This window comes from Acinetobacter sp. WCHAc060033 (assembly GCF_004209125.1).
Taxonomy (GTDB): domain Bacteria; phylum Pseudomonadota; class Gammaproteobacteria; order Pseudomonadales; family Moraxellaceae; genus Acinetobacter; species Acinetobacter wuhouensis.
This window is the reverse complement of record NZ_SGSW01000066.1, coordinates 1-14,900: the sequence shown is the minus strand read 5'-3', so window position 1 is coordinate 14,900 and position 14,900 is coordinate 1. Positions and strand designations below refer to the sequence as shown.

Annotated in this window: 16 protein-coding genes; all 16 read left to right on the top strand. The window is 38.9% G+C overall.

The window, feature by feature from the left end:
* The coding region (locus EXE10_RS18840; RefSeq protein WP_165383051.1) for a transposase at nt 1–298 on the top strand (298 nt) is incomplete at its 5' end.
* A 284-nt stretch (nt 299–582) separates the two neighbouring features.
* On the top strand, nt 583–987 hold the full coding sequence (locus tag EXE10_RS18835; RefSeq protein WP_130114415.1) for a hypothetical protein: 405 nt from the start codon (nt 583–585) through the stop codon (nt 985–987).
* Between the two features lie 185 nt (nt 988–1,172).
* The gene (locus tag EXE10_RS18830) at nt 1,173–2,000 is read left to right on the top strand and encodes an XAC2610-related protein (RefSeq protein ID WP_130114414.1); all 828 of its coding nucleotides are present in this window, start codon (nt 1,173–1,175) and stop codon (nt 1,998–2,000) included.
* 89 nt (nt 2,001–2,089) lie between these two features.
* Entirely contained in the window at nt 2,090–3,376 is a 1,287-nt protein-coding gene (locus EXE10_RS18825) for a glycosyltransferase family 4 protein (RefSeq protein ID WP_130114413.1), read from the top strand.
* A 30-nt stretch (nt 3,377–3,406) separates the two neighbouring features.
* Nucleotides 3,407–3,958, top strand: coding sequence for a phosphatase PAP2 family protein (locus tag EXE10_RS18820; RefSeq protein WP_130114412.1), 552 nt, complete (start codon nt 3,407–3,409; stop codon nt 3,956–3,958).
* A gap of 226 nt (nt 3,959–4,184) precedes the next feature.
* The gene (gene iscX / locus EXE10_RS18815) at nt 4,185–4,385 is read left to right on the top strand and encodes a Fe-S cluster assembly protein IscX (protein WP_130114411.1); all 201 of its coding nucleotides are present in this window, start codon (nt 4,185–4,187) and stop codon (nt 4,383–4,385) included.
* Between the two features lie 132 nt (nt 4,386–4,517).
* The gene (gene ndk, locus EXE10_RS18810) at nt 4,518–4,949 is read left to right on the top strand and encodes a nucleoside-diphosphate kinase (protein ID WP_016166212.1); all 432 of its coding nucleotides are present in this window, start codon (nt 4,518–4,520) and stop codon (nt 4,947–4,949) included.
* A 180-nt stretch (nt 4,950–5,129) separates the two neighbouring features.
* Nucleotides 5,130–6,380 (top strand): 23S rRNA (adenine(2503)-C(2))-methyltransferase RlmN, encoded by a 1,251-nt coding sequence (rlmN, locus tag EXE10_RS18805; RefSeq protein ID WP_130114410.1) that lies wholly within the window; start codon nt 5,130–5,132, stop codon nt 6,378–6,380.
* 59 nt (nt 6,381–6,439) lie between these two features.
* Nucleotides 6,440–7,243 carry a type IV pilus biogenesis/stability protein PilW gene (gene pilW / locus EXE10_RS18800; RefSeq protein WP_130114416.1) on the top strand — a complete coding sequence of 268 codons (804 nt, stop codon included), beginning with the start codon at nt 6,440–6,442 and terminating at the stop codon, nt 7,241–7,243.
* Nucleotides 7,234–8,025 carry a helix-turn-helix domain-containing protein gene (locus EXE10_RS18795; protein ID WP_130114409.1) on the top strand — a complete coding sequence of 264 codons (792 nt, stop codon included), beginning with the start codon at nt 7,234–7,236 and terminating at the stop codon, nt 8,023–8,025. The genes pilW and EXE10_RS18795 overlap by 10 nt, the downstream gene beginning before the upstream one ends.
* Nucleotides 8,026–8,046: 21 nt before the next feature.
* The gene (gene ispG / locus EXE10_RS18790) at nt 8,047–9,165 is read left to right on the top strand and encodes a flavodoxin-dependent (E)-4-hydroxy-3-methylbut-2-enyl-diphosphate synthase (protein ID WP_068973269.1); all 1,119 of its coding nucleotides are present in this window, start codon (nt 8,047–8,049) and stop codon (nt 9,163–9,165) included.
* Between the two features lie 3 nt (nt 9,166–9,168).
* Complete coding sequence (gene hisS / locus EXE10_RS18785) at nt 9,169–10,464, top strand: histidine--tRNA ligase (protein ID WP_087553573.1); 1,296 nt, start codon at nt 9,169–9,171, stop codon at nt 10,462–10,464.
* Nucleotides 10,465–10,518: 54 nt separating this feature from the next.
* On the top strand, nt 10,519–11,262 hold the full coding sequence (locus EXE10_RS18780) for a YfgM family protein (RefSeq protein ID WP_130114408.1): 744 nt from the start codon (nt 10,519–10,521) through the stop codon (nt 11,260–11,262).
* The gene (bamB, locus tag EXE10_RS18775; RefSeq protein ID WP_130114407.1) at nt 11,262–12,410 is read left to right on the top strand and encodes an outer membrane protein assembly factor BamB; all 1,149 of its coding nucleotides are present in this window, start codon (nt 11,262–11,264) and stop codon (nt 12,408–12,410) included. The genes EXE10_RS18780 and bamB overlap by 1 nt, the downstream gene beginning before the upstream one ends.
* Nucleotides 12,411–12,611: 201 nt before the next feature.
* Complete coding sequence (gene der, locus EXE10_RS18770) at nt 12,612–14,021, top strand: ribosome biogenesis GTPase Der (protein WP_068973273.1); 1,410 nt, start codon at nt 12,612–12,614, stop codon at nt 14,019–14,021.
* A gap of 83 nt (nt 14,022–14,104) precedes the next feature.
* A complete protein-coding gene (locus tag EXE10_RS18765; protein ID WP_130114406.1) occupies nt 14,105–14,749 on the top strand; it encodes a 4'-phosphopantetheinyl transferase family protein in 645 nt (214 codons plus the stop codon).
* Nucleotides 14,750–14,900: the final 151 nt, after the last annotated feature.

The following is a 14,900-nucleotide window of genomic DNA, read 5'->3' as shown; positions in this document are numbered from 1 at the left end:
AGATAAAGGTTATTTAAGTAAAACAAAGAAAGAAGCTTTAATCGCAAGAGGGTTAAAATTATTAACACCTTCGCGAAGAAATATGAAGCAGAAAGAATCACACACATTATTTGAAAAGCAATTATTATCACGGCGTGGTTTGATAGAGACAGTGAATGATCAATTAAAAAATTTGCATCAAATAGATCATTCACGTCATCGTTCGGTTAATAATTTTATGGTGAATATTATGTCGGCTGTAGTCGCTTATTGTTTAAACCCTAGCAAACCAACTTTTAAAAATTTGATTGCAAACTAAACAATTTTCATCGAACTCAGGTTAATTATCTTCACTTGCGTAGGAGATCCTACTCAGGATTCAAGCGAACAAAATCGTAGACAAAGAAAAGAACTAAGTTTTAGTTTGATCTTAAAGAACCTACTCGATTGAGTGGGTTTTTTAAGATTAAAGGGTACCGTGTGTTTTAAATGAAAAAGTAGCGAATTCAATTCAGTGCTGCTATGAGACTGATTTAATGGGATGATATATTATAAAGATATTGCTGAAATATTATTTTGCGAAAATAGATAATGAGAAATGCTATGAAAAAAATTATACAAATTTTAAATGTTTTACTCTTTAGTGGAATTGCCTTTATTGCTTCGGCTAAGGATGTGGATGTATTGGAATATAGCACATTAAAGCAAAAGGCGATTGATTTTGAGAATAGCCTACCTCCAGAAATTAATTCACAATTAAATCATTCTTATGGGCCTATTTTAGCTGAGGTTTTTAAGCAGTGTGTGCCCGTTGCTAGACCAACTTCTTTTGAGGTTATTTCATACGTGAACAAGGATGGCATTGCAGAAAAAAATTGGACAATGACACCTTCGCAATTTGGGCAATGCGCTAAGCAGGTGTTCTACGGGCAAAAACTATATAGCATTGATGAAAAACCATTTTATGCTATTTTGAATTTTAATTTACGGCAGGAAAACGATAACTAATTAATATTTATGATGAAAATATCCTTATATTAAGTTATGTACTATATGTAAGCAGTATTTGTGTGGTCACGATTAAACTTTAAAAATTGGAATTGGATAAAGCATAGTTTTAACTTTGTGGGTGATGTTTTATTTTTGTGATAAATTACACATTATTTTCTATGAAACATGTGTGAGGCTGAAACATGAAAACTCAACTTATTGTCGCAATGGCTGCATTGTCAATTTCATGCTTTAGTTTTGCTGAAAACATTCCAAATCAGACCATTACCGATTCAAAGGGTTTGCAGTCAATCACAGGTGTACGTGTTTCGATGCAACGTATGGTGAAATCCAATGAAGGTCGCTACTTCATGAGTCTCTATGCGGGAATTAATAACCCACATGCGGAACTTTATGATTTAGTGGAGAATAAAACAATTAAATTTAAAGGCACTCAAAAAGGTGATCAGCTTAATTTGAAATCGGTCAGTAGTGAAGATTCTACAGACACATATCAATTGAGTGGCGTGCTTAATGCGAATACTGGACTATTTAAAGCGCTTTTGTCAGATCAAAAGAATACATTTGGAACATCAATACAGTTCGAGCCTGCATTTAAAGTCGCCAATAAGCCTGTATTTGTCTTTAAATTTTATGGTCAAAATGATGCCACGAATCCTTATGGAAAAATGCTGCAGCGTATAGATGTCATCAATAAAAACAATAATACAGTGGCACAAACATTGACAGCTTTTACAGGCTATCCAAATAGTATTGGTTATATGGATATCAATTTTGATGGTTACTATGACGTACTTGTTTCAGATGTATCAAATGGTCGACGTGTAGAAGATAAACGCTATATTTATTGGATGTACAATCCTAAAACTCAACAATTTCAGCGTTCACCACAACTTGAAAAAATAGTAGGTTTGCCAAACTTGCATGGTGAAAAACAGCAGATTGATTTTGGTAATGGACAGATTTATCAAGTAGAAAATGGATTGCTGAATAAAATTTCTAATGAGTAGTAATTGTTCAAAAAACTGTCATCAAATAAACATTAAAGTGTAAACAAAATTGCCTAATCTATAATCAAAATGAATAGATTAGGTAGCGTATGAATAAGCCGTTCGCGAACACCTTGCAATATAAACAACAAGATTTTCCAGAAAGTTTGAAGTTCTTTTTTAAACAAAATAAGAAAAAAACCGTAACGATTGAAGAAAACTTTATTCGTGATCTTTCTCGCCCCCGTCTAAAAATTGCCATTGTCACAGAGACGTGGCCGCCAGAAATTAATGGTGTGGCGCTTTCCTTGATGCAATTGTGTAAAGGCTTGCAAGCGCAAGGACATAAGATTTTACTGATTCGTCCTGCGCAAAAAAGCACATGTACTGATTTTTCTCCCAACAAAGAATGTTTGGTGAATGGACAATCCATTCCTAAATATCCTGATATGAAGTTTGGTTGGCCACAATTTCTCAAAGTTTCTCAGGCAATTTCATCTTTTTCACCAGATGTGGTGCATATCGTGACAGAAGGACCTCTTGGTTTTACGGCACTTCATGCAGCGAAAACCCGACGAATCCCTGTTTCAAGTGGCTTTCATTCACAGTTTCAAGAGTTTAGTCGTTTCTTTGATTTGGCTTTTTTAGTTAAGCCAATCCAAAGCTATTTGAAATGGTTCCACAATGCCACGCAATTGACCTGTGTGCCGAGTCGAGATACTGAACTTGCCTTGCGTGAGTTTGGTGTGACTTGCCCATTGGTCGTGGTCGGACGTGGCATTGATACAGCACGATTTTCATCAACGCGTTATTCAGAAGCCTTAAGAAAGCAATGGGGCGCAGATGCTGATACCACAGTGCTGATTTATGTTGGACGTTTATCTTCTGAAAAAGAAGTCAATGTGGTGATGGATGCATATTTAGCACTACGAAAACAATCATCACGTAAAGTGAAATTGGTCTTGGTTGGTGATGGTCCAGACCGTGCTCGTTTAGAGAAAATGCAGGGTGCTGAACATATTGTTTTTATGGGCAGTTTAAGTGGCACGCAACTTGCTGAAGCTTATGCAAGTGCCAATGTCTTTGTCTTCGCAAGCCAAGTTGAAACTTTTGGCAATGTGGTGCTTGAGGCAATGGCAAGTGGTTTACCTGTGATTGCCTATGATTACGCATGCGCACAGCTTCACGCCATACATGCGCAAACAGGGTGGTTGTGTAAGATTGGTGATATTCAACAACTCACGCAACACGTTTTACAACTGCCAGACAATACTGTGCTGAAACGTATGGGGCAGCAAGCAATGAAAAATGTACAAAGTATCGGATGGCAGCATCCAGTACAACAATTCGAAGAAGCGTTATATCAGGTCAAGCAAAATGCAAGACTGATGATGTAGTTCATCTCAAATCATGAGAGGAGAGTGAAAATGAATTTAAAAAATACCAAAATAAAAATGCTCGATCTCGACCTTAGAGGTTGTTTGTATCTCAATAATTTATCGCATACCCAAAGCATTGCGACTTTTTTTAAAGTGGTGAGTCGCTTGGGTGATGGCGCATTCTGGGCGACCATGTTGCTTTTGATTTGGTTGCAGAAGGGTTTTGCCTATGGTTTGCAACTTCTCTTTGTGGTTGTTGCAGGTTTATTGGGTACAGGGATCTATAAGTTCTTAAAACATAAAACCGTACGACCTAGACCTTATCAAGTTCATCAAGTCATTGTTTTAGGTGAACGTCCTTTGGATCATTTTAGTTTTCCATCTGGACATACTCTACATGCGGTGATGGTAACTATTGTATTTGGCTATATTGAACCCGTAATGCTATTCATTATGATGCCTTTTACAGTGTTAATTGCCTTATCACGTATGGTTTTGGGGCTACATTATCCAAGTGACGTGATTGTTGGTGCATTGATTGGTGCAACTGTGGCAAGTTTGATTGTTATTAGTGCGCCGTATTTAGGAGTGATATTATGATGATTTTTCTGATGTTAACTCGCCATTTTATTGTTAAAGAAGTGGATGATTTTGATCATCAAGGTTTTAATTTTGAATGAGCTGTGAGTGAATAATTATTTTCTAGAATAAAGAAAATAATGTTCTATTGTGAATGTCTAGCGTACTTTTTCTGAATGAATCGAGTTTCTGAATCGGCCGAGATTTGATACAGTAAGTGGATTAAATTGAGCAAAGGAAGACCTGCATGGGCTTACGTTGGACAGATACTCTTGATATTGCAATAGAATTAACCGAAGCGCATCCAGATGTAGACCCACAATGGGTGCGTTTTACTGATTTGCATGCATGGATTTGTGCATTACCTGATTTTAGTGATGACCCAACAAAATCGACCGAAGGTTTGCTTGAAGCGATTCAAATGGCTTGGATTGACGAGTCAAATTAATCCTTATTGAGCCTGCTTAGAACACAGCACATCGAAAAATCTAATTTTTTTACAGATTAAAAGCAGAATATTGCTCATTATTCGGTATAATGCGCCCAAAATTTCGTGTCAATTTGACTTAAGGAGCCAATCATGGCTATTGAACGTACTTTATCTATCGTAAAACCAGACGCAGTTGCTAAAAACCACATTGGTGACATCTTTGCTCGTTTCGAAAAAGCTGGTCTTAAAATCGTTGCGACTAAAATGAAACACCTTTCTCAAGCTGAAGCTGAAGGTTTCTATGCTGAACATAAAGAACGTGGTTTCTTTGCTGATTTAGTTGCATTCATGACTTCTGGTCCAGTTGTTGTATCTGTTCTTGAAGGTGAAAACGCAGTTCTTGCTCACCGTGAAATTCTTGGTGCAACTAACCCTAAAGAAGCTGCTCCTGGTACAATCCGTGCAGATTTCGCTGTAAGCATCGATGAAAACGCTGCTCACGGTTCTGACTCTGTAGCTTCTGCTGATCGTGAAGTAAACTACTTCTTCGCTCAAACTGAAGTTTGCCCACGTACTCGTTAATTCGATGTATTTAGGGTCAAGGCTAAAAAGGATTAAATCTTAGATTTATGAATTGATAACAGACCCGAAACCAGATAAGTGATATACTGCTTGTCTGGTTTTTTTATTTTTATTGACTATATTTCCATCGAATATTGATCAATATATTTTATCCCATGATATGTTTTAGGTAGTAATCACATGAATTCTGAAGTTGTCGCTTCATCGTCAAATCAAGATGAACAACAGCCTACACAATCCAAATCTGTAAAGGCTGAACGTATTCAGGCTGAAAATGTGCAGAAAGTGAATTTACTTGGCATGTCACGTCCGCAATTGGAAAAATTCTTCGAAGAAATGGGGGAGAAAAAATTCCGCGCGGGACAGGTGATGAAATGGATTCATCAGTATTTTGTGACTGATTTTGCGGAAATGACCAATATTTCTGGAAAATTGCGTGAAAAATTAGAAGGTATTTGTGAAATTAAAGCACCAGAAGTAGTACACCGTAACTATTCCAAAGATGGTACACGTAAATGGGTGTTCCGTGTTGGTGATGGCGCGGGTTCTTTGGTTGAAACGGTGTTGATTCCTGCTGAAGATAAAACAGGTGCGCGTAAGACTTTATGTATTTCTTCGCAAGTCGGTTGTGCACTCGATTGTTCATTCTGCTCGACAGGTAAACAAGGCTTTCAACGTGATTTAACGCCTGATGAAATCATTGGTCAATTGTGGATGGCAAACTATTCTTATATGGAAGAAGTGCCTGTTGCAGATCGTGAACGCTCAGTGACCAATGTGGTGATGATGGGTATGGGTGAACCATTACTCAACTATGACGCCGTATTAAGTTCAATGAATATCATGCTGGATGATTTTGCTTATGGTATGTCAAAACGTCGTGTAACATTGTCAACTTCAGGGGTTGTTCCGAAAATTGATCAATTGGCAAAAGATATTGATGTTGCTTTAGCGATTTCATTGCATGCGCCGAATGATGAGTTACGTAATGAACTCGTCCCAATTAATAAAAAATATCCATTAGAGCAATTGATTGCTGCATGTCAGCGTTATATTGCCAAAGATGGTAATGAGAGCTCGCGTAAACACGTGACCATTGAGTATGTGATGTTGGAAGGTGTGAATGATCAACCTGAACATGCACAGCAAATGATTAAGTTGTTGAAAAATTTACCAAGTAAAATTAATTTAATTCCATTCAATCCATTTCCGCACGCACCATATGGGCGTTCAAGCCGAAATCGTATCATTTCTTTCCAAAAAACTTTGTCTGATGCAGGTTTTGTGTGTACGATTCGTCAGACACGTGGTGATGATATTGATGCGGCTTGTGGTCAGTTGGTGGGACAAGTGGCTGATCGTACCCGTCGTGCAGAACAATGGAAAAAGAAAGTTGCAGAGCGTGGTGAAATTATACGTTCGCAAGGTTGAGACTTGTTGTATTCATAATCTATTTTAGATGTAAATGGGGGCGAGCTTTGAAAAAAACGATGTATTCAAAAGCAATTGTAATCTTGACAATTGGTTTATCCGCATTGGCTATTCAAGGTTGTCAGACGACAAGTACTGGTCCGATAAGTAAAAAAGATCCAGAGAAAGCCGTCAAAGTACGTACCCAACTTGCTGCAGAATACATCCGTTCAGGTGATTTAGATGCAGCAAAACGTGCATTAGATCAAGCGCTTGAAACAGATTCACGGGATTCAGCTGCCAATATGATGATGGGTGTTTTACTGCAACAAGAAGGCAGTAAAATCAGTATGGAAAAAGCAGATGGCTATTTTAAGCGTGCAATTTCTAGTGACCCAAAAAATGCACAAGCTCGTAATAATTATGGAACATATTTATTTATTAGTGAGCGTTATAATGATGCCATCGAACAGTTGAGCATAGCTGGTGCTGCATTAGGATATGATCAGCGTTACAAAGCTTTAGAAAATTTGGGTCGCGTGTATTTGAAGGTAGGCGATGTGGTCAATGCTGAAAAAGCATTCAAACAAGCCTTGCAAGTGAATCGCGATTCAGTCATTTCTTTGGTAGAGTTGTCTGAGATTTTTTATTTGCAGCAAAAAAATGCACAAGCACGTCAACTCTATGAGCAATATGTTCGTTTAGTAGGTCAGGATAAACAAGGTGCACGTGCACTTTGGATTGGATTGCGTATTGCACGTGCCAATCAAGACCAGATGGGAATGCAAGTGTTGGTGAATCAACTTCGTGCATTATTCCCTGACAGTAAAGAATATCAACGTTATCTGCAATTGCAGAATAGTACTGAGGCCGTATGGAAGTAAATCCTAATTCACAGCAACCTACAGGTTCAAACGTAGCATCTAATGGTTTAGGAAATATTCAACGCCCAGGTGAGTACCTGCGTCAAATTCGTGTATCTAAAGTTTTAGATATCGCCGATGTTGCGAAAGAGTTGAAAATGCCTGTAAAAACCCTACAAGCATTAGAGCAAGATGAGTATAAGTCTTTACCTGAAGCAACATTTATCAAAGGTTATTATCGTTCGTATGCGAAGTTCTTGAATGTTGATGCAACTGCATTGATTCAACGTTTTGATGAAATTTATCAAAATGATACAGGACTTATGCCGAACCATGCCTTGAATAATTCACCCATTAAAATTATGGGGAAACTTCCTGGTTCAAACAGTGATCGTAATAAAAAGTGGTTAAAACGTGCTTTGATTGCGATCGTGGCGATCGCCATTATTTGGGCAGTTATTGCAGGTATTCAAAAGTTCACTTCAAGTAAAAGTGGCGATGATACTGGTGCTAAACCACAAGAGTCAGAAGTGGAAGTATTGAATTTAAACAATGCGACTGCAACTTCAGGCGATCAAATGGTATTGAATTTTAGCCATCCGACTTCAGTGCATATTATTGATAGTACTGGTAAAGTGTTAGCAACTGGTCGTCAAAGCGCAACCCTAAATCTTAGTGGTCAATCGCCATTTCAAATTCGACTGGATGATGCAACTGCTGTGTCATTAAGCCTTAATAATGAACAGATTTCATTGTCTCCATATACAGTGAACGGAAAAGCAGAATTCCGTTTATCACGTTAATGGACGAGAGTAGATAAAATCATGATTGAGAATCCAATCAAGCGACGCCCAACGCGTAAAATTCGTGTTGGTTCAGTCTATGTCGGTGGTGATGCGCCGATTACTATCCAAAGTATGACCAATACTGAAACATGCGATGTTGATGCTACAGTTGCTCAAATTCAACGTTGTGCAGATGTTGGTGCAGATATCATGCGTGTTTCTGTCCCAACGATGGAAGCGGCTGAAGCATTTGGTGAAATTCGTAAGCGCGTGACAGTGCCGTTGGTTGCAGATATTCATTTCGATTATAAAATCGCGCTGAAAGTTGCGGATATGGGGGCAGATTGTCTTCGTATTAACCCTGGTAATATTGGTTCTGAAGCCAAAATTCGTGAAGTGGTTGCAGCAGCACGTCATCATGATATTTCGATGCGAATTGGTGTCAATGCGGGTTCTTTGGAAAAAGACATCCAAAAGAAATATGGTGAGCCTACAGGTCAAGCCTTGCTTGAATCTGCGATGCGTCATATTGATATTTTGGATCGTTTAGATTTTCATGAGTTCAAGGTTTCGGTAAAAGCGTCTAATGTGTTTTTAACCATGGATGCATACCGCTTACTCTCTGCACAAATTGACAACCCTTTACATTTGGGTGTGACTGAAGCAGGTATATATCGTACTGGTTCAGTGAAGTCTGCGATTGCTTTAGGTGGTTTGTTAATGGAAGGCATTGGTGACACCATGCGTATTTCATTGGCAGCAGAGCCTGAAGAAGAAATTAAAATTGGTTTTGATATTTTAAAATCATTGGGTCTTCGTTCTAACGGTATTAATTTTATCGCTTGTCCAAGTTGTTCACGTCAGGAATTTAACGTGATCAAAGTTATGCAAGCTTTAGAAGAGCGTTTAGAGGATGTCCGTACACCAATGGATGTATCTGTTATTGGTTGTAAAGTAAATGGTCCTGGTGAAGCCAAAGAGGCTGATATTGGTGTAGTTGGTGCAAGCCCGCGTTCACTGGTGTATCGTAATGGCGAAAAGAGTCATTTAATCGATACCGATCAGTTAGTTGATGAAATCGAAACTATGGTTCGTCAACGTGTGAAAGCACACGAAGAAGCAAAAGCTAAAGAGATTATACGTACAAGTTCTGAGTAGTTCATGAGTTCAATTGTCGCAATTAAAGGTTTTAATGACGTTCTTCCATCACAAACAGCTGCATGGAGACGTCTAGAGCAACATTTAGCATCGTTAATGGATGCTTATGGTTATCAACAAATTCGTCTCCCGATTGTTGAACAAACTCATTTGTTTAAACGCTCAATTGGTGATGCGACGGATATCGTTGAAAAAGAAATGTATACGTTCTTGGACAAAGGTAATCCACCTGAGTCTTTGACTTTGCGTCCTGAAGGAACAGCAGGTTGTGTACGTGCGATGCTTGAACATAACTTACTTCGTGGTGCGAATCCGCGTGTTTGGTATGTTGGCCCAATGTTCCGTTACGAAAAACCGCAAAAAGGTCGTTATCGTCAGTTCCACCAATTTGGTGTGGAAACCTTTGGTGTTGCGACACCTGATCAGGATGCGGAAGTGATTCTTCTGACTGCGCGTTTATGGAAACGCATGGGCGTGGCAGATAAAGTTCAACTTGAGTTAAATACTTTAGGTGAGTCTGATGAACGTGCTGAATATCGTGCTGCTTTGGTTGAATTTTTAAATGACCATAAAGCGGATTTAGATGAAGATTCACAGCGTCGTTTAACTACGAATCCTTTGCGAATTCTTGATTCTAAAGATGCTAAAACACAGCAAATTTTAGAAAATGCTCCCAAACTGCTTGACTTTATGAGTGAAGAAACCCTGCAACATTTTGAGCAGTTGAAGCAGTATTTAACAGATGCGGGTATTACTTTTGTCATTAATCAAAAATTGGTTCGTGGCTTAGATTATTACAACAAAACTGTTTTTGAATGGACAACCACACATTTAGGTTCGCAAGGAACAGTGTGTGCGGGTGGACGTTATGATGGTTTAGTTGGTCAGCTCAAAGGCAAGCCTGATCAATCTGTACCTGCTGTCGGTTTTGCAATGGGTATGGAACGTTTATTATTGTTGCTTGAGCAAGTTGAAGACAATACGCCTGTACGTGAGTGTGAGCTATTCTTAGTTTCAGATCCTGCAACGCAAGGTCAGGCTTTGGTATTGGCTGAACAAATCCGTGATCAACTAGAATCTGCAAATAGTAGCATTCGTTTGAAAACGGGTTCACAAGGTTCGATGAAGAGCCAAATGAAGAAAGCAGATCAGTCGGGTGCGGTCTATGCTTTAATCTTTGGTGAGCGTGAAGCTGAGGCAAAACAAGTTCTGGTGAAAGAACTTGCGACAGCGGAGCAACATGAAGTTTCAATTGATGATATTGTTGGTTTCTTCACTGAGCAATTTTCAACGAAGTAACGACCAATCAAAACCATAATTTAAACCCTAAAACATAAGGAAAAGGGGAATCAAATGAGCGCAATGACTGATCAAGAGCAACTTGATAGTATGAAGTCATTTTTACAGAAATATGGCTCAGCAATGGTCACTGGTGTGCTCATTGCATTGATTGCCTTTTTCGGGTGGCAATATTGGCAAAAGAAAACTTTAGCAGAAAATCAAAATGCAACGGCTAAAGTTCAGCAATTGATGGATGATGAAAAAGCTGCAAATGGTGATGCAAAAATCACTGCAGCTTTGGTTGCTTCTGCGGATAAAATGGTGAAAGAGAATCCTGATTCTATACAAGCGATTCAAGCGCAAATCGTCATGGCAAAATTAGCTTATGACAAAAATGATTATGCTTTAGCTGAACGGGAACTCAAAAAAGTCGAAAATTCTAAGCTAAAAGATGCGGGTCTGTTACAAGTTGTAAAGCTTAAGCTGGCAGATGCACAATTAGCGCAGAAAAAATATGATGAAGCCTTGAAAACCTTATCTACTGTGGATGAAGCTGCTTTTAAAGCGACATCTGAAGAGTTGAAAGGTGATATTTATGTTGCAAAAAATGATATTGAAAACGCAAAAAAAGCTTATCAAGCGGCATGGAACTCAGTTCTTGAGCGTAAACAAGAGCGCCAAATTTTACAAATTAAACTCGAAAGTGTTGGTGTATTAGTAGAAGATCCTGATCTTGAACGCCCAATTTTACAAACGCAATCGGATGAGTCTGTGACTGAACATCCAGCAATGCAAGCACGAGTGGATAAGTCTTAATGGATAGAAATTTTAAAATATCGTTTGCTTTGGCAATTTTATCAATCGCATTAATCGGTTGTTCGAGCAATAAAACTAAAGAAGTTAAAGTTAAGCCAAATCCACTACCTAAAGTTGCGCAAGCATCAAGTTTGGTACAAGTTTTTTCAACCAATGTTTCTGCAACGAATAGTGAAGATGCTTTACGTATACGTTTGGATTCAGACAATGGTGTGGTGTTCGCACTAGATCCAAAAGGTGAAGTTGCTGCTTATAAAGGCAAGCAACGCCTTTGGGAAACTAAAGTGACTAAGCAAGGTCTAAGTTCAGGCGTAGAAGCTGCTGATGGTCTGGTGATTGTAGGAAATCAAAAAGGTCAATTATTTGCCTTAGATCAAAGCACTGGCGAAAAGAAATGGTCAGCGCAACTGTCTGGGGCAATCATTAGCTCGGCACTGATTCAATCTGGTCGTGTCATTGTGGTTGCCAACGACGGTACGGTTTATGCGCTTGATGTAGAGTCTGGACAGCAAGCGTGGACCTATAAATTACCAAATGCTTCATTTAGCCTCCGTGGTCAAGCTACGCCAGTGCGTTTAGATGATCGTACTGTGTTGATTGGAACCTCAACAGGTTATTTATTTGCAATTGATAGTATTGCTGGTGTTCCGCGCTTACAGCGTCGGGTTGCAGTGTCTGAAGGTCGATCAGATATTCAACGCTTGATTGATGTTGATGCTGAACCAGTGGTATCTGGGCAATATGTGGTGACTACGAGTTTTCAAGGGCAAGTCACTGTTCTTGATTTAGCATCGCAAAGTGTTCTTTGGAGCGAAAACTCAAGCAGTTTGAATCGACCTGAAGTTGTAGATGGAAAAGTCATCGTGTCACAAACCGATGGCAAAATAGTGGCTTATGATTTAATTACTGGAAATGAGCTTTGGAAAAATGAGCAACTTCTTAATCGTAATTTAAGTAATGTTGTTGCATTGGGTTCAAATTTAGTAGTGGGTGATTTAGATGGTTACTTACATCAAGTTGACCTGAATACAGGTGCAACTTTAGGGCGTACCAAGACTTCTGGCGAAGTCCGTACATTAAGAGTGGTGGATAACCAACTCTTTGTCTCTACACGTAAAGGTGCTTTAAGTATTTGGCAAAATCGTTAATGCATCATTAACAAGTACGATTAGGATTCTCTATTTTTTTAGTCTTATGTTAAAATAGAGAAATCCGTATGAATTTCATGCACGGGGTGATTGCAAATCAATGCCCCGTGTTTTTATTTTAGGTTTTTCCTACTTTTTCTTCCGATATGTTTCTGATGTTCAGACCAGTCAAACTGGCTGATCTTGAATAAAGGTTATTTTATGAAACCCGTAATTGCGCTCATTGGTCGTCCAAACGTCGGCAAATCAACGTTATTTAACCAGATTACCAAGAGCCGTGATGCCCTCGTTGCTGACTTTGCAGGTCTAACCCGTGACCGTAAATATGGCGATGCTAAATATGAAAATAAATCATTCATTGTTGTCGATACTGGGGGTATTGGCGAGAGTGAAGGTGGTATTGACTCATATATGGCAGAACAGTCTAAAACTGCCATTAATGAAGCAGATATTATTGTATTTGTAGTAGATGCACGTGCAGGTTTGCTTGCTTCAGATGAGCAGATTGCTCGTGAATTGCGTACATTAGGTAAAAAAGTTTATTTGGTTGCCAACAAAGTTGACGGTGTACACGCTGAAGCAGCTTTGGTTGAGTTCTACAAGTTGGGTATGGGTGAACCCCTGCAAGTTGCAGCAAGTCATGGTCGTGGCGTGCAACAGATGCTTGAAGAAGTGTTGACAGATGTTCCAGAAGACGAAGATGAAGCAGAGCATGATAAAGCCACAGGCTTACGTTTAGCGATTATTGGTCGTCCAAACGTGGGTAAATCAACATTGGTTAACCGCCTGTTAGGTGAAGACCGTGTGGTTGCATTTGACCAACCTGGGACAACACGTGACTCAATTTATATTCCTTATGAGCGTGATGGCCGTCAATACACATTGATCGACACTGCAGGTGTGCGTCGTAAAGGTAAAGTAGATGAAATGATTGAGAAATTCTCAATCGTAAAAACTTTACAAGCAATCAAAGATGCGCATGTGATTGTTGTCGTTTTAGATGCACGTGAAGGTGTTGTTGAGCAAGATCTACATTTAATTGGCTATGCGCTTGAAGCAGGTCGTGCCATGGTGATCGCCATTAATAAATGGGACAACATGACAGAATACGATCGCAAACAATGTAAATTGGATGTGGATCGTCGTTTTGACTTTATTCCTTGGGCGAAAGTGCACTTAATTTCTGCGTTGCATGGTACAGGTGTGGGGGATATGTATCCAACGATTCACCGTGCTTATGATTCATCGCATTTGAAAGTTTCACCTGCAAAATTGACGCAGATTTTGAATGATGCAACAGAAGCGCATCAACCACCGATGATTAGTGGTAAACGTATCAAAATGCGTTATGCGCACATGGGCGGACAAAATCCACCGACGATCGTTGTACATGGTAATAAAGTAGATAAAACGCCTGCAGATTATCGTCGTTACTTGGAAAACGTATTCCGTAAAGTGTACAAGCTTGAAGGAACGCCAGTACGAATCGATTTTAAAACCTCTGAAAACCCATTTGAAGGGCGTAAGTCACAAATGGATGAGCGTACTGCTGCACGTAAACGTCGTTATATTCAGAAATTTAAGAAAGCTGAAAAGAAATTTAAACGTTAATTTCAGATTTGAAGAAATGAAAACCCAAAGTGATCTTTGGGTTTTTTTGTTTTAAGATATTCAAAAAACAGCAGGGATGTTTTGTGACTCGTACGATTCAATTGGATCTAAATTCTATTCAGAATATTATTCCAAATTTTCAAACTTGTGATCGAAAGAGTCAGATCCAAGAATTGAAAAGCGCTATTTATCAATATCGTAATCAACTATTATCCAACTATCTTGTAACTGATATTCATAATGACTCATTTGATAAAACTGAATTTGGAAAGCCTTACTTAATTGATTATCCAAAGTTTTACCTGAATCATTCGCATAGTCAGCAACATTATGCTTTGGTGAGTAGTCAAAATATACCTGACTTAGGTGTGGATGTAGAAGATTTGAACCGAAAAGTCCGTTTTGAGGCTTTAGCAAAACATGCTTTTCATCCTGAAGAGTATGCAAGTTGGGAGGATTTAGGATTTGATTCCGCATTTTGGTTTAAAGTTTGGACGACCAAAGAAGCGATTTTAAAGGCTTCAGGCTTGGGAATTCGACTGAGTTTAAATGAGCTGAATACCAAGGTGCATGAAGTGAATGACGGTGGAATTTCTACACATGCACAGTTGGGTAGTTTTGCGTATCAAAATTTCCAGTTATCCAATGTGATGTTGACAGTTGCATGGCGTTCTGAACTTTCGTGTAAAGGTTTTGCTTTTCCACGGATTCAGATTGTTCAACATTGACTGAGTGTGAAGCTCTCTATTATTAGGGGCTGTTGACAATTCGTCTATGCTTGCGACTTTGTGTATTTTTTAGCTGATACTAGGCGTGAAATACGAAACTTAGTTATTCTAAGTGAGTAGTTCACAACGAAGTAGCAGCAAAAAATACACC